18 protein-coding genes and 1 riboswitch are annotated in these 19,338 nt (G+C 67.7%); of the genes, 10 read left to right on the forward strand and 8 right to left on the reverse strand.

The window, feature by feature from the left end; all coding sequences use genetic code 11:
* The 3 genes from G3N93_RS15360 to G3N93_RS15370 all read left to right on the forward strand — a co-directional run.
* Positions 1–569: chemotaxis protein CheB (locus tag G3N93_RS15360; RefSeq protein ID WP_277396549.1), on the forward strand; the 569-nt coding region annotated here is incomplete at its 5' end.
* Between the two features lie 72 nt (positions 570–641).
* Positions 642–745: riboswitch (Fluoride riboswitch) on the forward strand.
* A 79-nt stretch (positions 746–824) separates the two neighbouring features.
* Complete coding sequence (locus tag G3N93_RS15365; protein ID WP_174982220.1) at positions 825–2,066, forward strand: voltage-gated chloride channel family protein; 1,242 nt, start codon at positions 825–827, stop codon at positions 2,064–2,066.
* A 95-nt stretch (positions 2,067–2,161) separates the two neighbouring features.
* The gene (locus G3N93_RS15370; protein ID WP_206133406.1) at positions 2,162–2,740 is read left to right on the forward strand and encodes a hypothetical protein; all 579 of its coding nucleotides are present in this window, start codon (positions 2,162–2,164) and stop codon (positions 2,738–2,740) included.
* A 42-nt stretch (positions 2,741–2,782) separates the two neighbouring features.
* On the opposite strand, the gene G3N93_RS15375 is transcribed toward G3N93_RS15370, so the two are convergent.
* The gene (locus G3N93_RS15375; RefSeq protein ID WP_174944633.1) at positions 2,783–3,496 is read right to left on the reverse strand and encodes a riboflavin synthase subunit alpha; all 714 of its coding nucleotides are present in this window, start codon (positions 3,494–3,496) and stop codon (positions 2,783–2,785) included.
* 207 nt (positions 3,497–3,703) lie between these two features.
* Positions 3,704–5,566, reverse strand: a complete 1,863-nt coding sequence (locus G3N93_RS15380; RefSeq protein WP_174938744.1) for an ABC transporter ATP-binding protein — start codon at positions 5,564–5,566, stop codon at positions 3,704–3,706.
* A gap of 490 nt (positions 5,567–6,056) precedes the next feature.
* Between G3N93_RS15380 and G3N93_RS15385 the strand changes: the two genes are divergently transcribed.
* Positions 6,057–6,938 carry a Dyp-type peroxidase gene (locus G3N93_RS15385; protein ID WP_206133407.1) on the forward strand — a complete coding sequence of 294 codons (882 nt, stop codon included), beginning with the start codon at positions 6,057–6,059 and terminating at the stop codon, positions 6,936–6,938.
* Positions 6,939–7,039: 101 nt separating this feature from the next.
* Here the strand turns inward: G3N93_RS15385 and G3N93_RS15390 are convergent, their stop codons facing one another.
* Positions 7,040–7,441, reverse strand: coding sequence for an OsmC family protein (locus G3N93_RS15390; protein ID WP_011355890.1), 402 nt, complete (start codon positions 7,439–7,441; stop codon positions 7,040–7,042).
* Positions 7,442–7,546: 105 nt separating this feature from the next.
* Positions 7,547–8,470: a LysR family transcriptional regulator gene (locus tag G3N93_RS15395; RefSeq protein ID WP_206133408.1), complete on the reverse strand. Its 924-nt coding sequence runs from the start codon at positions 8,468–8,470 to the stop codon at positions 7,547–7,549.
* A gap of 496 nt (positions 8,471–8,966) precedes the next feature.
* Here G3N93_RS15395 and G3N93_RS15400 point away from each other — a divergent pair, with 496 nt between their 5' ends.
* From G3N93_RS15400 to G3N93_RS15425, 6 genes are all read left to right on the forward strand, one after another.
* Positions 8,967–9,896 (forward strand): helix-turn-helix domain-containing protein, encoded by a 930-nt coding sequence (locus G3N93_RS15400; protein ID WP_374196467.1) that lies wholly within the window; start codon positions 8,967–8,969, stop codon positions 9,894–9,896.
* Positions 9,897–9,967: 71 nt separating this feature from the next.
* Complete coding sequence (locus G3N93_RS15405; protein ID WP_174944621.1) at positions 9,968–11,284, forward strand: Nramp family divalent metal transporter; 1,317 nt, start codon at positions 9,968–9,970, stop codon at positions 11,282–11,284.
* An 81-nt stretch (positions 11,285–11,365) separates the two neighbouring features.
* Positions 11,366–11,956, forward strand: coding sequence for a phosphatase PAP2 family protein (locus G3N93_RS15410; RefSeq protein ID WP_174944618.1), 591 nt, complete (start codon positions 11,366–11,368; stop codon positions 11,954–11,956).
* 466 nt (positions 11,957–12,422) lie between these two features.
* Entirely contained in the window at positions 12,423–13,211 is a 789-nt protein-coding gene (locus G3N93_RS15415; RefSeq protein WP_059521513.1) for an SDR family oxidoreductase, read from the forward strand.
* A gap of 37 nt (positions 13,212–13,248) precedes the next feature.
* Positions 13,249–14,265 carry an NADP-dependent oxidoreductase gene (locus G3N93_RS15420; RefSeq protein ID WP_174938734.1) on the forward strand — a complete coding sequence of 339 codons (1,017 nt, stop codon included), beginning with the start codon at positions 13,249–13,251 and terminating at the stop codon, positions 14,263–14,265.
* Positions 14,266–14,473: 208 nt separating this feature from the next.
* A complete protein-coding gene (locus tag G3N93_RS15425; protein WP_206133409.1) occupies positions 14,474–14,989 on the forward strand; it encodes a thioesterase in 516 nt (171 codons plus the stop codon).
* Positions 14,990–15,032: 43 nt separating this feature from the next.
* Here the strand turns inward: G3N93_RS15425 and G3N93_RS15430 are convergent, their stop codons facing one another.
* The 4 genes from G3N93_RS15430 to G3N93_RS15445 all read right to left on the reverse strand — a co-directional run.
* Entirely contained in the window at positions 15,033–16,085 is a 1,053-nt protein-coding gene (locus tag G3N93_RS15430) for an AI-2E family transporter (RefSeq protein WP_041493358.1), read from the reverse strand.
* 236 nt (positions 16,086–16,321) lie between these two features.
* Positions 16,322–16,906, reverse strand: coding sequence for a YSC84-related protein (locus G3N93_RS15435; protein ID WP_174938730.1), 585 nt, complete (start codon positions 16,904–16,906; stop codon positions 16,322–16,324).
* A gap of 64 nt (positions 16,907–16,970) precedes the next feature.
* A complete protein-coding gene (locus tag G3N93_RS15440; RefSeq protein ID WP_174938728.1) occupies positions 16,971–17,357 on the reverse strand; it encodes a YqjD family protein in 387 nt (128 codons plus the stop codon).
* Positions 17,358–17,642: 285 nt separating this feature from the next.
* A partial coding sequence (locus G3N93_RS15445; protein WP_206133410.1) for an ExeM/NucH family extracellular endonuclease occupies positions 17,643–19,338 on the reverse strand: 1,696 nt, incomplete at its 5' end.

Raw genomic sequence — 19,338 nt, forward strand, 5'->3', positions numbered from 1 at the left:
CGCTGGTCGCGATCGGCGCGTCCGCGGGCGGGCCGACCGCGCTGACCGCGCTGCTGCGGGCGCTGCCTGCCGACTTTCCGGCGGCGATCGTGATCGTCCAGCACGTCGACCAGGCGTTCGCGCTCGGGATGGCCGAGTGGCTCGACGGCTATACGCGGCTGCCGGTGCGCGTCGCGCGGCAGGGCAGCGTGCCGCAGTCCGGCGAGGTGCTGCTCGCGGCGACCAACGATCACCTGTACCTGTCGCCGCGCGGCGTGCTCGGCTATACGCGGCATCCGGTCGAGACGCCGTACCGGCCGTCGATCGACGTGTTCTTCAACAGCGTCGCCGACGGCTGGCAGGGCGAGGCGTTCGGCGTGCTGCTGACGGGCATGGGGCGCGACGGCGCGCTCGGCCTGAAGGCGATGCGCGCGAAGGGTTGCTACACGATCGCGCAGGACGAGGCGACCAGCGCTGTCTACGGGATGCCGAAGGCGGCCGCGGCGATCGGCGCGGCGTCGGCGATCCTGCCGCTCGAGCGGATCGCGCCCCAGCTGATCTCGCGCATCACGCGCCCGCTGCGCGACTAACGGCGTCCAGGCAGCGCGCGCGGCGCTATCCGGTGGCCGCGTTGCGGGCGGCGCGGGGCGTCGCGTACAATGGCGGCCAGCGGAGATGGCATGCCTCCCTGCGGTCGTATTCGGCGCGTTGCGCACGGTGCGGCCCTCAACCGCCGGTTAGCCCGGCTGATGATGCCTGCGTGTTCCTGGGTCGTCAGGAGGTCGCAGGCCGTCCATGCGGTATTCTGCCGCCCAGGTTTTGATGTTCCGTCGAATCTGGAAATCATGTTTTTCACGACTTCTGCCGATCTTCTCGCGACCGTGCGCTATGTGTGCCGCTGGCTCGCGCTCTCGGCCCTGCTTGGCACGCTGGCCGGCACGGCTTCCGCCTTGTTCCTGATCGCGCTCGACTGGGCGACCGGCACGCGCGTGGCGCATCCGTGGCTGCTGTGGGGGCTGCCGGCCGCCGGTTTCGCGACCGGCTGGATCTACCATCGCTTCGGCCAGTCCGTTGCGCGCGGCAACAACCTGCTGATCGACGAGATCCACGACCCGAAGGCGCTGGTGCCGAAGCGGATGGCACCGCTCGTGCTTGTCGCGACCGTCGTCACGCACCTGTTCGGCGGCTCGGCCGGGCGCGAGGGCACGGCCGTGCAGATGGGCGGCGCGCTCGCCGATCGCGTCACGCACGTGTTCCGTCTCGATCGGGAGCATCGCCGCGTGCTGCTGATGGGCGGCATCGCGGCCGGTTTCGCATCGGTGTTCGGCACGCCGCTCGCGGGCGCCGTGTTCGGGCTCGAAGTGCTCGCGATCGGGCGCGTGCGGTACGACGCGCTGCTGACCTGCGTTGCGTCGGCGATCGTCGCGGACGTCGTCTGCCGCGCGTGGGGCGTGCATCACACGGCCTATGCGATTCCGTTCGTGCCGGCCGTGTCGGCGACGGGGCTGGCCGTGACGGTCGTGGCGGGCATCGCGTTCGGCGTGGTTGGGCGGCTGTTTGCGTTCGCGACGCATGCGCTGACCGCGTGGTTCAGGCGCGTCGTCCGCTATGCGCCGCTGCAGCCGGTGCTCGGCGGCCTGCTGGTCGCCGCGGCCGCTACCGCGCTGAACGTGCCGCAGTATCTCGGCCTCGGCATCCCGACGATCGAGGCCGCCTTCCACGGCCCGCTGCCGCTCTACGATTTCGCGGGCAAGTTCGCGTTCACCGTCGTCACCCTTGCGTCGGGGTTCAAGGGCGGCGAAGTGACGCCGCTGTTTTACATCGGCGCGACGCTCGGCAACGCGCTCGGACAGGTGCTGGCGCTGCCGGTACCCGTGCTCGCGGGGCTCGGCTTCGTCGCGGTGTTCGCCGGCGCGGCCAATACGCCGATCGCGTCGACGATCATGGCGATCGAACTGTTCGGCGCGGACATCGGCGTGTATGCGATCGTCGCGTGTGTCGTTGCGTATCTGTTCTCGGGGCACGCGGGGATCTATCGCGCGCAGCGGGTGGCGGTGGGGAAGGGTACGCGGGTGGAAGCGGAGTGAGGTGGGCGCAGGAGAGCGCATGACCACTGCTCATCCCCGTCGACCGTTCCCCGATGCCGATTGCTGAATACCGAAAACCTATCAGGAGCCACTCAATGACGCTGGAAGACTTTCTGATCGAAGCGCGGCGCCTCGCCAGGCCATCCCATCAATACCGCTTCGCGGAAGACGGCGAGCCCGTCACCGGCTACTGGCATGGTGTCGAAGCGGGCGCGTTGTGCCTTTCCGTCGAGCGCGACGGCATGTGGCTGAACGTGTATCTCGACGAGGACGGGAGATCAGGCCGCGTGGAAACCACCGCGCAACCCGTCCGTTCCGAACGCCCGCTGTGCCGATCCGAAGCAACATCGCTCCCGCCGATCGAAGCCGTGTTCCGCTTCGGCTCCGCCGCGATCGGCACCTATCTCGACGCGCATGGCTGGCAACGCGACTGGGGATTCAACAGCAACTTCAAGGGCATCGCGGCGCACGACTACGAGGATGAGTGGATGGCGCAATGCCCGCTCTACACGGGCGGCGTGGTGGCCGTCGCGGGCGGATGGAACATGCCCTGGCCCGACGACGACGCGCTGATCGACCTCGATCTTGTGCTCTGGACGTTCGAGGAATCGGAGCCGTGGGTCGAGGTGTTTTCCGACGGCAGCCGGTACTCGGTGATCCAGCGGATCACCTAGGGCCTGTTCACGCGAAAAACAGGCCCTGCGCGCCGACACCCGTTACTGCTTCGGCAGCCGCGCGACATGCCGCGCCAGCAGTTCCTCGATATCGATGCCTTTTTCCGCCAGCAATGCGGTGACGACGCCGTTGAGCTCACCGAGCGTTTCCTTGACCGCTTCCCGGATCGTGTCGACGACCACCTGCGTGCTGCGCTCGATCTCGATGTTGACCGTGTCGTTGACGCCCTTCGCATCGAAGGTCGTCGCGCGGCGCGTTTCGGGAATCAGCCAGACATCGAACCAGCCTTCGTCGCGGTTGACGTCGGACACCGTCAGGCTGCAGCCGTTGATCGCGATATAACCCTTCGCGAACACATACCGCTTGAACGCCTCCGGCACGCCGATGCGCACCATCCGGTTGTGTTCGGACATCGCGATGTGCCGGATGGTCCCGGTGAAGTCGACATGGCCGGACAGCGGATGCCCGCCGATCTCCGCGCCGTCCTTCGCGGCCCGCTCCACGTTGATGTGCGCGCCCGTCGTGAGGTCGGCCAGCGTGGTGATCCGCAGGCTCGGCAGCATCACGTCGAAGTCGATCAGCTCCGGCGAATGGATGGTCGTCACCGTCAGGCAGACGCCGTCGACCGACACGCTGGCGCCGATCTCGATGTCGTCGGTAAAGCGCTCCGGGAATTCGATGCTGAAGGTTCTCAGTTCCCCGTGATCGGCGATGGTCTTGATGGTGGCAACGCCCTGGACAATTCCTGTAAACATGGTCGATCCCTAGTCGCAAATTTCCTGGTCGACATGATAAGTGATCCCGGACGCGGCGGCCTTGCGGCGCGTGGCGTCGGGGTGTCCGGCCAGCGTCGCGGGCGAAAAAAAGGCCGTGCACCTGGCACGGCCTCGATCCGGATCCGTTTATCGACGTGCGCCGGCGGCGACGACCGCACCGCCGGCGCGCGTTGCGACACGCTTGCATCAAACCTCGGCCGGCTCGCCCAGCGGCCCGGCATCGTCGTCCGCCGTGCGTCGCGGCGAATCGGCGAGCCCCTTCGCAAGCTCCAGCGCCTGCCGCTCGAACAGCCGGCGATAGATGCCGCCGTCGATCCGGATCAGCGCGTCGTGGCTGCCTTCCTCGATCACCTTGCCGCGATCGAGCACCAGCAGCCGGTCGAGCGCGCGCACGGTCGACAGCCGGTGCGCGACCACGAGCGTCGTGCGGCCGACCATCAGCCGCTCCATCGCCTGCTGGATCAGCAGCTCGCTTTCGCTGTCGAGGCTCGACGTGGCTTCGTCGAGGATCAGGATCGGCGCATCGGCGAGGAACGCGCGCGCGATCGCGACCCGCTGGCGTTCGCCGCCCGACAGCTTGATCCCGCGCTCGCCGACGAGCGTGTCATAGCCGTCCGGCAGCGTGGCGATGAAGTCGTGCGCGCTGGCGAGCCGCGCGGCGCGTTCGATGTCGGCCCGGCTCGCGTCGGGGCGCGCATAGGCGATGTTCTCCGCGAGCGTGCGGTGGAACAGCACGGGCTCCTGCTGGACGATCGCGATCTGGCTGCGCAGCGAATCCTGCCGCACCTGCGCGATGTCCTGGCCGTCGATCGTGATGCGGCCGCCCGACACGTCGTAAAGGCGCTGGATCAGCTTGATGAACGACGTCTTGCCCGACCCCGAGTGGCCGACGAGGCCCACGCGCTCGCCCGGCGCAATCCGCATCGAGAAATCGTTGTACAGCGGCACCGGATGGTTGTCGTAGCGGAACGTCACGTGCTCGAAGCGGATCTCGCCTTGCCCGATCCGGATCGCCGGCGCGCCGGGACGATCGTCGATGCCGAGCGGCTGGCGTTCGAGCGCGACGAGTTCTTCCATGTCGTTCACCGAGCGTTGCAGGTTGCGGATGTGCATGCCGACGTCGCGCAGGTAGCCCTGCAGCATGAAGAACATCGTCAGCGCGAACGCGATGTCGCCGACGCTCGCCTCGTCGTTCGCCCACAGCCGCAGCGCGACGCCGATCATCGCGGCCTGCATCGCGACGAGCATCGCACCCTGCAACCCGCCGTTGAACGTGCCGCGCACCCACGTGCGGCGTGTGCGTTGCCGCCACTTGCCGATCACGCGCGCGAGCCGCGCTTCCTCGCGCGTTTCCGCGCCGAACGCCTTGACGACCGCATTGCAGCTCACGGCGTCGGCGAGCGCGCCGCCCATGCGCGTGTCCCACAGGTTGCCGAGCCGCGCGGCCGGCGCGACGATGCCGAGCGACACCGCCACCGTCACCGTGATGTACAGCAGCGAACCCGCGCCGACGACGAGCCCCATCACGGGCCAGTGCGTGCCGAGCAGCACGGTGGCGCCGACGAGCATCGTGACCGACGGCAGCAGTGCGATCAGCACGGTGTCGTTCAGCAGGTCGAGCGCCCAGATCCCGCGCGTGATCTTGCGCACGGTCGAGCCCGCGAAGCTGTTCGCGTGCCAGTCGGTCGAGAAGCGCTGCACGCGATGGAACGACGCGGCCGCGATCTCGCTCATCATCTTCAAGGTGAGCGTGATGATGTTCAGGTAGACGCCTTGCCGCAGCACCGTCGCGCCGAGACCGAGCGCGGCAAGCGTGCCGAAGGCGACGAGGGCCGCATGCCACGCGGCGGCGCGGTCGGTCAGGCCGGTCGACAACGCATCGACGAGGCGACCGGCGAACAGCGGCGTGAGCACGTCGGCAAGCGCGGCGAGCAACGCAAGGCTCGCGACCGTGGCGGTGCGGGCCGGCTGCTTGCGCCAGTAACGGAAGGTGAAGCCGAAGACGGCCTGAAATGCCTGGCCGCCCAGATGGGAGGTTTTTCTGGTCATTTATCGTTGCCCGGCGCATCGCGCGACGGGACTTTCCGGTTCGGAGAACATCGAAAACGCAACAGCCGGGCCGCGCGAAAATCACGGTCGGAAAACGAAACGGGCTGTCGGGAAACGGCGCGGCTGACGGGTTAGCGGAAAACTCGGGAGCCGGCGCGGACGGCGGGCTGGATCAGCTGCGCCGTGGGACCACGTTCGGGAAGGTTGCTGGCATTCGGAACATCTGCACCTCCCCTGAAGTGAACGGTTGAAAGGACGCCGAAAAGACGTGAAAAGATTCTATCAGCAGTGTCGGGCGCGCCGCAACGTCTGATGAATGCGGCGTTGCAGCGTCGATACGGTTAGTATTCGGTCTTTTGGCCCTGCGTTTGCGGGCCTTCCACAGTGCGGCAGCGCAAGGGCCGGCACGCGCATCGATTACACTTCAGCGTCTGCGGCGCACGACGCCGCGGCCCGCGCAGATTCACCACGATACATTCCTGAGGAAACGATGAGCGACGTTCAGCAAGGCATCCTGACCCCGATCGATACGGCGGCCCGATACCTCACTTTCACGATGTCGAATGACGGCAATGTGGCGGCGGCGCTGGCCGCGCTGCGCGAGATCGTCGACGGACGCGACACGGTGGTCGGGTTCGGGCATGCGCTGGCGGCGCACCTCGGGCGCCCGGTGCCGGGCCTGACCGAATTCCCGACGTTCGCGGTGAAGGACCGCACGCTGCCGGCGACGCCGGCCGCCGTGTGGATCTGGCTGCGCGGCGCCGCCCGCGGCGAGATCGTGCTGCGCGCGCGGGCGATCGAACGCGCGCTGGCGCCGGCATTCGCGCTGCAGGATGCGGTCGACGGTTTCCGCTATTCGAACGATCGCGACCTGTCCGGCTACGAGGACGGCACCGAGAATCCGGAAGGCGACGACGCGGTGGCCGCGGCGATCGTGACGGGGCAGGGCGCGGGGCTCGACGGGGCGAGCTTCGTCGCGGTCCAGCAATGGCTGCACGACTTCGACCAGATGGAGCGCATTCCGTCGGGCGACATGGACAACATCATCGGGCGCCGCCGCTCGGACAACGAAGAACTCGACGACGCACCCGAGTTCGCACACGTGAAGCGCACCGCGCAGGAAAGCTTCGAGCCCGAGGCGTTCATGCTGCGTCGTTCGTCGCCGTGGTCGGACGCGCGTCGCGCGGGCCTCTACTTCGTGGCGTTCGGCTGCTCGTTCCGCGCGTTCGACGTGCAGATGCGCCGGATGAGCGGCGCGGATGACGGGATCGTCGACGGCCTGTTCCGCTTTACGCGGCCGCTGACGGGCGCGTATTTCTGGTGCCCGCCGCTGAAGGACGGCAAGCTCGACCTGTCCGCGCTCGGACTGTAAGCGCCTGACGGGTTCGACGAAAAGGGGGGCCGCGCATCGTGCGCGGCCCCCTTTTCTTTTTGCGCGGCGATCGTGTGCCGCGTGCTTTCGTGCGTTGAGTGTCAGTTCAACGTCGTGTCGATCCGCGTGCCGCGCTTGATGAATTGCGTGACCGGCGTCTTCTCGCAGATTTCGGCGAGGCGTTGGCGTTGCGCTTCATCGAGCGGGCCGTCGAGCGTCACGACGCGGCGCACGTACTGCGTGCCGTCGCGATCGGCATGCAGTTCGGTGCGTACGTCGATGCGCGTGGCCGGCCACGTCTTGCGCTGCATGTACATGCGCAGCGTTGCGGCCGTGCATTGCGCGAGGCCGGCCAGCACGAACTCGTACGGCGCCGGCCCGCGATCCTGGCCGCCTTCGCGTGGCGCTTCGTCGCCGGTCAGCGCATGCGTGCCGGCCTGCAGCTGGACGACGTAGTCGGGCGCATCGGCGTCGAGGACGGCGGCGGCATGGATGAGCGACATGGCAAGTCTCCGGTCAGCGGGAAGCGGTAAAGGGGAAGCGGGCGCCGCGGGGCGGCGCGCAGCCGTCAGCATACCGCCCCGATCGTGACGGCGTGCGCCGCGCGGCTATGCGTCGGTGACGCTCGCGCTGCTGCGCACGAGCGCGCCGATGCGTTCGCGCACCCACTGATGCGCGCGATCGGCATCGCGCGATTCGTGCCAGTACGCGAGGAGCGGAAACGGCTTGAGCCGCAACGGCAGCGGCCGTACGACGATCGGCAGCAGCGCGGCCATCCGCAACGCATAGGTGTGCGGCAGCGTGACCAGCAGGTTGCCGGTCGCGGCGATCTGGCATGCGGCGAAATAGTGCTGGCAGGTGAGCCGGATATCGCGGAAGCGGCCGTCGTTGCCGAGCAGCACGTCGAGCGATTGTGGCTCGCCGAGCGACGACACCGCGACATGCTGCGCCGCGAAATAGTCGCCGCGCCGCAGCGGGTCGCGCGCAAGCGGATGATCGCCGCGCAGCGCGACGACGAGCGAATCGTCGAGCAGGTGTTCGGTGGCGATGCGCGGGCCGGTCGGCACGCGGCGATCGACGGCGAGATCGAGATTGCCCGATGCGAGTTCGCGCTCGATGTCGGCCACCGCGATGCGGCGGCTCACGAGCCGCAGGCCCGGTGCTTCGTCGGCGAACGCGGCGACGATCCGCGGCAGCGCGATCGACTCGAGCACGTCGCGAATGCCGACCGCGATGCTCAGGTCGAGCGTCGCGGGATCGAATGCCGACGGTGCGCGCGCGGTGCCTTGCAGGCCCTTCAGGTGCAACTGCACGTCCGCGATGATCGAACGCGTGCGCTCGGTTGCGACGACGCGGTTGCCCTGCCGCACGAACAGCGGATCGTCGAAATGCGCGCGCAGCCGGTTGAGCGCATGCGTGACGGCCGGCTGCGTGAGGTGCAGCGCGCGGGCAGCCGCGCCGATGCCGCCGTGTACATAGACGGCGTCGAGCACGCGAAACAGGTTCAGGTCGAGACGGTGATCGGCGGGCACGGGGCTCGGGCGGCGTGGTGAAGGGTGGACCGATTCTAAAGGATGCGCAGGCAACGGATACGCCGGCTTTCCTGCATGGCGATCGATGGCATTGGATAAGCGTCGATATCGTTTGCGCCGATATTCAACTGTGCATTTATCCGGATACCCGACGCAATTAGTCGCAATGAAATGCGCGGATTGCACCGCACACAATCGCAATAATTGGCGATATCGGCCCGCGTAATTCCATGCAGGCCCGTCAGTCACCCCTGACAGCCTGTAGTAATCCGCCATCATGCTGTCCACGTCGGCCATTTCGCGCCAAAGGCGCGACCCGTTCGGCTAAGATGCCGTCGCTTCATATTTCGGGATAGCCGTCCTGTCGCACGCATTCAAACCAAATATAAGCCTGACAGTTCGACGGTATTAGAAGAAGTCGAACAAGTCGGGGGCTTGGCCAGTGAATGCAGCAGATCAGAGATGGGTCGTTATCTATTTGAGTACGGGATTTTCGTTGGCCCAGGCCGCGCGTATTGGCGAGGCTTTCAACCTGGCGAATCGCCTGCACGCATACAGTGCTGACTACCAGCTGAAGTACGTGTCCGAAAGCGGGGGGCTGTTGCAGTCATCCTCCGGCGTGAGCATCGCGGCCGATCCGCTTGGCGACGAGCACGGCCGCCGCGCGCTCGCGTTCTTTCATCTTCATGGCGACCGCGCGGCCATCAACTGGGACGACGCATTGCAGCGTCGCCTCACCGACATTCGCCGCCATGCGCGCTGGATCGTCGACGGGATGGATCTGCCCACGCTGGCGGCCATGCAGCGTCCGTCGGCGGCGATCGACGAGCGGCCCGGCCGGGGCGGGCGACGGGTCGCCACGACGGTCGAGTTGCAGGCCGGCGAAACCGACGTGTTCGCCGCCGTGCTCGACATGTTCCGCGTCGACCTCGGCGACGGCGCCGCGCAGGAGATCGCCAGCAACATGCTGCGGCCGGTCGAGCAACGCTATACGCAGTCGATGTGGGCCTTTCGCGAACTGAGCGCGAGCCCGTCGATCCGGATGTCGGCGCAGCGGCTGCGCGCGCAGAGCGTGAACCGCATCTCGATCGCGAACGCCGCCCAGGCTGCCGCGATGAGCGAGCGTAATTTCCTGCGGCGCTTCAAGAAGGAAATCGGTGTGACGCCGACCGAGTTCGTCCAGCACGTGCGGCTCGAGCGCGCCTGCCACATGCTCGTCCACACGACGCTGCCGGCCGACAAGGTCGCGCGCCGCACCGGGTTCGGCAGCGGCGAGCGGCTCGCGAAGCTGTTTCGCCAGCGCATGCAGATGTCGCCGACCGAATTCCGCGTCACCGAGCGCGAAAGGATCCTCACCCGTGGCGTGAGGCCGACCGATGCGGGCGAGGGGGCCTGCGATGGCGCAGGGGAGCATTGCGCCGCGTGAGAGGCCGCGCGGGAGAAAACCGGCCGGATACCCGTAGAATCGTCCTGTCGCGATCTCGATCCCCGGTTTCCATGCCCTTCCTCCCCACTACCGCCACCGCCCCTTTCTGCCCGTCGGAAGTAAAGGGCAGCATCACGATCGATGCCGGTGCGCCGCGCTGGCTGAAGCTCAAGCGCTTCTTCGGCCCCGGCCTGCTGGTCGCGATCGGCTACATGGATCCCGGCAACTGGGCGACCGACATCCAGGCCGGCTCGCAGTTCGGCTATTCGCTGCTGTGGGTCGTCGCGTTCTCGAGCCTCGCCGCGATCTTCCTGCAGATGCTCGCGGCGCGGCTCGGCCTCGTTGCCGGCCGCGATCTCGCGCAGGCCAGCTACGACCGCTACGGCCGGTTCGGTCGCATCGTGCAGTGGGTGACGGCCGAAGTGTCGATCATCGCGTGCGACATCGCGGAGGTCCTCGGCTGCGCGCTCGCGTTCAAGCTGCTGCTCGGCGTGCCGCTCGCGTGGGGGATCGTGCTGACCGCGCTCGACACGGTGATCGTGCTCGGCCTGCAGGGCAAGGGGTTCCGGCAGATCGAGGCGATCGTGCTCGCGTTGATCGCGACGATGGCGTTCTGCTTCGTCGCGCAGGTCGCGATCACGCCGCCCGACTGGCACGCGGTGGTCGGCGGGCTGGTGCCGGGCGATCCGGGCCACGACCGCAAGGACGCGATCGTGCTCGCGCTCGGCATCGTCGGCGCGACGATCATGCCGCACAACCTGTACCTGCATTCGTCGGTCGTGCAGACGCGGCGCGTGGTCGGCGGCGCGCGCGGGATGATCCGCGACACGCTGGCGCTGGTGCGCATCGATACCTTCGTGTCGCTGTTCGTCGCGATGCTCGTCAACGCGGCGATCCTGGTCGTCGCGGGCGCGGCGTTCCACGCGACGGGCCAGCACAACGTGACCGACATCGAGCAGGCCTACAAACTGATTACGCCGATCGCGGGCGGCGCGGCCGCGCTGCTGTTCGGCATCGCGCTGCTCGCGTCGGGGCAGAGCTCGACGCTGACCGGCACGATCGCCGGCCAGGTGATCATGGACGGCTTCCTGCACACGAAGATCCCGTGCTACCAGCGCCGGCTGATCACGCGCGGGCTTGCGCTCGTGCCGGCGCTGATCGGCGTGTTGTGGCTCGGCGACGGCTCGGTCGGGCAACTGCTGGTGTGGAGCCAGGTGCTGCTGAGCCTGCAGCTGCCGTTCGCGATGTGGCCGCTGATCCGCTCGGTCAGCGATCGCAACACGATGGGCGAGCACACGATCGGGCGCGGGATGCAGATTGCCGCGTGGGCGCTGTTCGTCGTCATCACCGGCACGAACCTGCTGTTGATTACCGGTGTCGCGGGCTGATACAGCCTGTCACAGGCTGACACAGTCGCGCGGCGCGCATGCGGTAAACTGCGGCCTTTCGATCGTCGTCCGAAGTCCGTTATGTGGAGTGAAATCAGCAACATCGGCGATGCCGCGCTGACCTTGCCGATCGCGCTGACGTGCGCGGCGTGGTTCGCGCTGACCGACTGGCGCCTCGCCGTCCGCTGGGGCGTGCTGCTCGCCGCCGGCATGGGCCTCGTCGGCGCCACCAAGATCCTCTATGCCGGTTGCGGCATCGAGCTGCCGCAATTCGATTTCCGCGTGATCAGCGGCCATACGATGCTGTCGACGTCCGTGTGGACCGTCGCGCTGTCGATGCTGTGGCAGGCGTTCCGGCCGGGCAAGGCGCCCGGCATCGCGGCCGGGCTGGCCGTCGGCGCGGTCACGGCCGTCGCACGCGTGTTCGATCATTCGCATACCGTTCCGGAAGTGATCGTCGGCTGGATGCTCGGTGCGCTGGTCGCGCTGCTGTTCCTGCGTGGCTACGACGGCGCGCGGCAGCGTGCGTTCTCGCCGCGCGTCGCGGCCGCCTGCCTGCTGCTCGTGTCGGGCATCGCGTACGGGCATCGTGCGCCGTTCCAGCAGATGATCGACACCCACTCGCCGCAACTCTGCGCGTTCGTGCGCGCGCCGTCGGGCGACGGGTTCTGACCGTAGCCAGTCGCGGCGCCCCGGCGCCGCTTGCTTGCCGCCGGCATTCGCCCGGCGGTTGCACGATTCAACATCATTCACCATCCCGATTGCTTTCGCGTTTGCGCGGAACGCAGCGCTCCGTCATTCCCTGAATCGACGAACCGGCCGGTCTGCACGACTCGCGGATACCGTTGGCCCGTGCTGCGTGCTGGCACATGAAGGTCATGAACCATGCCTATGACTGGGCATAACGATTATTCATTTCATCGATTGGCGGCATTCGCGTACGCTGGCTGTCGTTCAACCGGGGCAGGCTGCCCGGCGCGTCCGGCACGCGTCAGGTTCATCTGGATATACTCGCGGAAACCGTGCAGCGCCTCGTGATGTCGGGGCACGGTCAACCGGCCCGTGGCGGCCGGAACAGGCACGGCCAACCCGTCGCGGCAGCGTTCCGCGACGACGATTCACGATAGGAGCAGGTCACATGACAGTCGTTTCTTCGCGCCTTGCCGGCAAGTGCGCATACATCACGGGCGCCGCGGGCGGCCTCGGCCGTGCGATCGCGCGCCGGATGGTCGAGCAGGGCGCGCGCGTGTTCGTGACCGACATCGCCGACGCGGCGGTGCTCGACGCGTTCGCGCAGGAACTCAACGCGGGCCACGCGACGCCGGTCGCGTTCGCCGCGACGCAGGACGTGCGCGACGAAGCGCGCTGGCAGGCGCTGCTCGCGCAGGCGGTCGATGCGATGGGCGGGCTGTCGGTGCTCGTCAACAACGCGGGCGTCGGCTCGATCGGCTCGCCCGCGCAGATCGAGCTGGACGAATGGCGGCGCGTGATGGCGATCAACGTCGAGAGCATCGTGCTCGGCTGCAAGCATGCGCTGTCGTATCTGGCCGAAAGCCATCCCGCATCGATCATCAACATCTCGTCGGTGGCCGCGTTCAAGGTCGAGCCGGATTTCACCGCGTACAACGCGTCGAAGGCGGCGGTTGCGTCGCTGACGAAGTCGGTCGCGATCGACTGCGCACGCCGCGAGATCGACGTGCGCTGCAACTCGATTCACCCGGCGTTCATCCGAACGGGGATCGTCGAGCCGCTGTTCCAGTCGCTCGGCGAACGCGACGCGACGCGCAAGCTCGCGCGCGGCATTCCGCTGCGCCGGCTCGGCGAGCCGGACGACGTCGCGCACGCGGCCGTGTATCTCGCGTCCGACGAGAGCCGCTTCGTGACGGCCGCCGAACTCGTGATCGACGGCGGCATGTGCGCGGTCTGACGCGCATCCCGAACCACAACGACTGGAGGAGAACATCGTGTCCACACCCGTGAACCGCCAACTGCTGCTGAAGACGCGCCCGGAAGGGCGGGTCGGCCGCGAACACTTTTCGCTCGTCGAGACGCCGGTGCCGGCGCTCGCGGACGGCGAGGTGCTCGTGCGCGTGCTGTACCTGTCGATGGACCCGACCAACCGCGTGTGGATGAGCGACGTGCCGCAGTACCTGCCGCCCGTCGCGATCGGCGAAGTGATGCGCGCGCTCGGCATCGGGCGCGTGGTCGCATCGCGCCATGCGGGGTTCGCGGAAGGCGATCTCGTGCAGGGGCTCGTCGGCTGGCAGGACTACGCGGTCGTGCCGGCCGACCAGGCCGCGCAGCTCGTGAAGCTGCCCGCGGCGTCGGGCCTGCCGCTGCCGACGCTGCTCGGCGCATGCGGGATGAGCGGGCTGACCGCGTACTACGGGCTGACGGACATCGCGCCGGTGCAGCCGGGCGAGACGCTCGTGGTATCGGCGGCGGCCGGCTCGGTCGGCTCGATCGCCGGGCAGATCGGCAAGATCCACGGCGCGCGCGTGGTCGGCATTGCGGGCGGCGCGGACAAGTGCCGCTACCTGACCGAGACGCTCGGCTTCGATGCGGCCGTCGACTACAAGGCCGACGATTTCCGTCAGCAGCTGAAGGCGGCGACGCCGGACGGCGTGCACGTGAACTTCGAAAATGTCGGTGGCGAAGTGATGCGCGCGGTGCTGTCGCGAATGGTGATCGGCGGGCGCGTCGCGCTGTGCGGCGTGATCTCGAACTACAACAGCGGGCGCGCGGCGGACGACGTCGGCGTGCTGATCTCGAAGCGGCTGACGATGCGCGGCTTCCTGATCCTCGACTATCGCAAGAGCCGCGAGGCCGTACAGACGCTCGCGGGCTGGCTGCGCGACGGCCGCCTCAAGGCCGAGGAGACTGTTGCGGACGGCCTCGAGAATGCGCCCGACGTGCTGAATCGCCTGTTCGACGGCGACCATCGCGGCAAGCTCGTGCTGCGCGTCGATCCCGACGCGTGACCAGCCCGCGGCACGGCGTGCGATACCGTTCGTACGCTGCCGCGAGCGGGTGTCGAACGCGGTGCGTTCGATCAATCGTGTCTTAGTTTCGGACTTGTCCCATATATTGTCCGGACGTCTCTCCCTAAAGTGATGGCCAGTAGACAGGCGGCGTGACCGACGCGTCACGCCGCCTTTTTTTCTGGTCACGCGGCAGAGGAGCGGGAGCATGCGAAACGACGCGAAGCGGGCGACATCGGTGGCGAGGCGCAATCGAACGGTGCGGTGTGCCGATGCCGTGTGGAGGATCGCCATCGGGCTTGGCGTGGCGTTCGCGATGTCGAATGCGGTGGCGGCCGGGCACGCCGCGTCAGGCGGTGTCGTGCGGTTCGCGGGTGCGCTCGTCGATCTCTACGACGTGTCGCTCGACGCGCGGTCGGGCGTGGTGGTCGAAGGACGAGAGAGGGCGAACGGCGGGGCGGCGGCAACGCTGCGATTCGATGCGCATGGCCGGCGTTTGCCGGGCGCCCAGGTGGCGCTGGTCGGGCCCGACGGTGCGCCGTTCGCACCGGATATCGCTTTGCGTGTGCGTGCGACGTGGCGCGATGCGCACGACGATCGAAGCGTGCCGCTGGTATCGGGCCGCACGTATCGCGTGGGCCCGTATGGCGGCGTGATGATGCTGGCGGCGGATGAAGAAACGGGCGCCGTGGCGCCCGTCGTGATTCGCATTCGTCACCCGTGACGGCGCGTGCTGACAGGTGCGTCGCACGCGGCCGCGCGATGCGTCATTCGCCCTGTTCGGAGCGTGCGTAGATGTCCCAGCTCGCCATGAACAGCGCGGCGACGAGCGGCCCGATCACGAAGCCGGTGATGCCGAACAGCGCCATCCCGCCGAGCGTCGAGATCAGCACGACCCAGTCGGGCATCTTCGTGTCCTTGCCGACGAGGATCGGGCGCAGCAGGTTGTCGACGAGGCCGATCACGCCCACGCAGAACGCAACGAGGATCGCGCATTTCCAGAGCGCGCCGATCATCAGGAAGTAGAGTGCGGCGGGCACCCAGACGAGGCTCGCGCCGATCGCGGGCAGCAGCGACAGGAACGCCATCAGCGCGCCCCACAGCACGACGCCTTCGATCCCGAGGATCCAGAAGATCAGGCCGCCGAGCGCGCCCTGCACGAGCGCGACCGCGATGTTGCCCTTCACCGTCGCGCGCACGACCGTCGTGAATTTCGCCAGCAGCAGGTTCTTGTGCTCGTCGTCGAGCGGCAGCGCGCGACGCACGCGGCGGCCGATCTCGCCGCCGTCGCGCAGCAGGAAGAACACCATGTACAGCATCACGCCGAAGCTCACGACGAACTGGAACGTGTTCTGGCCGATGCTGAGTGCCTGCGTGGCCGCGAGCTGGCTGATCTGCGCGGCGCCGTCGGTCAGTTTCTTCTGGATGCCCGGCAGGTTGCTCAGCCCGTATTTCTGCAGCAGGTGCTGGATCGACGACGGCAGTGCGTGGATGATGTCCTGGAAGTATTGCGAATAGTTCGGCTGCGCGGTCTTGATTTCCTGGTACACGTACGCGATTTCCTGCACGAGCGTCGCGGCGACGAACACGAGCGGCAGGATCACGATCAGGACGATCAGCGACAGCGTCACGAGTGCGGCCAGGTTGCGCCGCTTGCCGAAGCGTGCGGCGAGCCAGCGCTGCACGGGCTGGAACAGGATCGCGAGAATGGTGCCCCAGAACACGGCTCCGGAAAACGGCGCGAGGATCCAGCAGAGTCCGACGGTGACCGCGGCCAGCAGGAAATAAAAGAATTTTTGGTGGTCGTGTCCGCTTTCCATGGATGACATTCGCGCAGATTGATGCGTGGTTTGATTGAATCTCGTTGCCCCGCGCACGATCGGTTCGCGATCGTCACGGGTTCGCGGCGAAATGCGCTGCGGGGCGGCCCGATGCGGAGTATGCCCGCAAAGGTGCCGCCATCATAGCCGCAGCAGGCGGCACATGCGAAAACGCCGCGGCCGAGGCCGCGGCGCTGCCGGGAAGCAGACGCGGCGCGACGCCGCGTGCCGCATCGTCAGATATTGAGCTTCGTGACCTTGGTGCCGTTCACCGACAGGTCACCCATCAGGCCCGCGTTGGTCAGGACCAGCACCTCGACCGGGGCGGTGGCCGTGTTGGAGTCGACCGCGCCGTTCGCGCCGACCTTCACGACCGCGACCGATGCGTCGGCGCCCGCGGCCCAGCCTTCGGACTTGCGGAACGAGTCGAGCGAATCCTGCGTCATGAACAGGAACACGATCGCCTTCGACTGCGCGCCGGCCTGCAGGCCGACCGACAGCGACGACGTGTTGTAGTAGCCGACCGTGCTGCCGCCGACGCGCAGTGCGCCGTTGCCGGACTGGCCGCCGACGATGAAGCCGGCCTGCAGCACGTTCGGGAACACGAGCACGCCGCGCGATTTCGCGACGAGTTCACGCGAACCCGGCACCGTCGAATAGAGGCGCGACAGCGTCGCGTTGACACTGGCGTCGATCGACTGGCGCTTCGACGCGCTGGTCGACGCGTTTTCCGGTTTGTCCGGGGTGGTCGTGCAGCCGGCGAGCGCGAGGCTGCCGAGCAGGACGGCGGCGGCGGCTTTCATGGCAAAGGTCTTCTGCATGGCGTTTCTCCTTCGTTTGTCTGATTGAGGACGGACGGGGCGGGCGCGTGGCGGCCGGCTCCGTTCAACGGCGGGCAAGGAGCAGGCCCGCAACGAACGCGAGGCCGGCGACGACGCCGGCGGTTTGCCACGGGTTGTCTTGTACGACCTGCGACACGCGTTCGGCCGAATCGCGCAGCCGGGCGGCCGCGCTGCCCGACGCATGGTCGAGCGTGCTGCGTGCTTCATCGAGCCTGGATTGCACGCGCTTGCGCAACGCGGCGATATCGCCGTCGCCATCGTTTTTCAGCAGATCTTCCAGTTCGTCGACCAGCCCGCGCAGATCGTCGGTGACGTCGGCATGCAGGTCGCGGGCGGCCGAGCGCGTCGTGCGTCCCACGCGCCGGCCCGTGCGACGAATGTCGGACAGGCCGCGGTCCAGCTTGTGTTCGATCGAGTCGGTGAGCGCCATGGTGTTTATCCTCCTTCGATTCAAGGCAAATTTGAAGATAAGACGAATCCCAGCAACCTGTGTGATTCACTTGGCCCGATTTTGTTTCGAGACAAATTTTCAATTCGTCGGCAAGATTGCCGCGAAGCCCCGCCGTACGGGGCGGCACGAGGATTGAAAAAAATTCGCATTCCGGGCGAAGCGGCGTATCGAGCTGCGGTACGCAGTGAAGGTCCGGTAAATATCGCGTCGCCAGGGCCATCAGGTAAATAGTGCCGTTGCAGGCCTTGTGCTGATGCAAATGCACTAATCGACGCTTGGTCGACGAGCACGGTTCGTGCCCGGGGCCGCGAATGTGCCGCCGTCGCCAGGTGCGACGTCGATCACGACGGGATCGTGATCCGATGACCGGTACGCGTCGGGTGCGTAATAAGTCGCCCGTTGCGCGGAGGTTTTGTAATCGGGCACGGGTTGCAGCGCGACCGGTTCGTCGGCGTTGATGTGCCAGAAGTGCACGGCCTTCACGCGCGCGGCGAGCGGCGGCGTGGCGAGCGCGTGGTCGAGGCTGCCCGCTTCACCGCGAAATACGTAGCTGTACGCAGCATCGCCGACGAAGCGGGCGACCAGGTTCGCGTAGCCGCGCGATTCGAGCGCGCGCACCGGATCTTCCTTCGCGTAGCTGTTCAGGTCGCCGATCAGCAGGACGCCATCGGCCGCGGTGCCAGTCGGCGACGTGGCGAGCCAGTCGGCGACGCGCGCGGCGGCTCGCGTGCGCGCCGCATTCCAGCAGCCCTGGCCGTCCGACTGGTCGCGATCGGCGCCGGTCGCGTTCGGGCAGTTCTTCGATTTCAGATGATTGACCGCGACGGTGAAGGCGCGCGTGCCGCCGATGCGCCGGAATGTCTGCGCGAGCGGCGGGCGGTGCCGGCCGCCGAGCGCGACGGTCGCGGCGCGCCCGATCGGCTCGACCGTGCGGCTGTCGTACAGCAGCGCGACGGCGATCGTATCGCGGCCGAGCCGCTCGGTGCCGGGATCGACCGCGCGCCAGCCGTCGCCGAGTTGCACGGCGAGACGCTGTACGGCGCTCGCGTCGCCGTAGCCATTGTTCGCGATTTCCATCAGCCCGATCACGTCGGCACGCAGCGTGCGCAACGCCGTGACGATCTTCGCCTCCTGTCGCGCGAACGCGGCGGGCGTTTTCGCGCCACGGTTGGCCGGTGCGTCGAATCCGCCGCCATTCCCGTCGCCGTTGAAATAGTTGAATACGTTGAACGACACGATGCGCACGTCGGCATCGGGATGCCGGGCCGGCGCATCGGTACGCGGGTTCGCGGCGGCATCGAACACCGGCGCCATGCCGGCCACCGGTTGCAGCCGCCACGCGCCGTAGCGCAGTTCGAGCACGCCTTCGAGGCCGCGTACCGTGTAGCCCGCGCGCAGTGTGTTGGCGGCGCTCAGCGCGGGCGGCGGATAGCGCACGGTCGCGGGATCGAGGCGGTTCGAGCCGTCGTCGAGCACGATGCGGTTGCGTGCGTTGGCTGCTGCGAGCGCGGCGGCCTCGGCCGGTGGTGCGACGTGGGTCGGGATGCGCAGCCGGCCGTTGCTGAGGACGACGCTGCCGTAGCGGCCGAGTTCGTGGGTATCGCTGACCGTCAGCGTTTGCGGCAGGCGCACCCGCATGCCTTCAAGCGCCGCCAGCACTGCCTGGGTGGGGACTGGCAGTGTGAGCGTTGCAGGCGTGACCTTCTGGCCGCGGGCGCAGACGGTCACGCCGCCCGACAGCGTGAATTGCGTCCGGCCGTATCGCTCGTCGACGCGGCCCGTGAGATGCACGAGATCGCCGGCCTGCGCGCGCGTGGTCGGCGCGTACACGAACACGCCTTCCGGAACGCCCGGCCGGTGCCGTCGCTGCGCGTCGGCCTGCTGGACGAAGAAGCCGCCGAGGCCGTCGGCGCCGCCGAACGCCGCAGTGACGACCGCTTCGATCGAGGTCGTTTGCCCG

Source organism: Burkholderia sp. Se-20378, from assembly GCF_017104665.1.
Lineage (GTDB): Bacteria > Pseudomonadota > Gammaproteobacteria > Burkholderiales > Burkholderiaceae > Burkholderia > Burkholderia lata.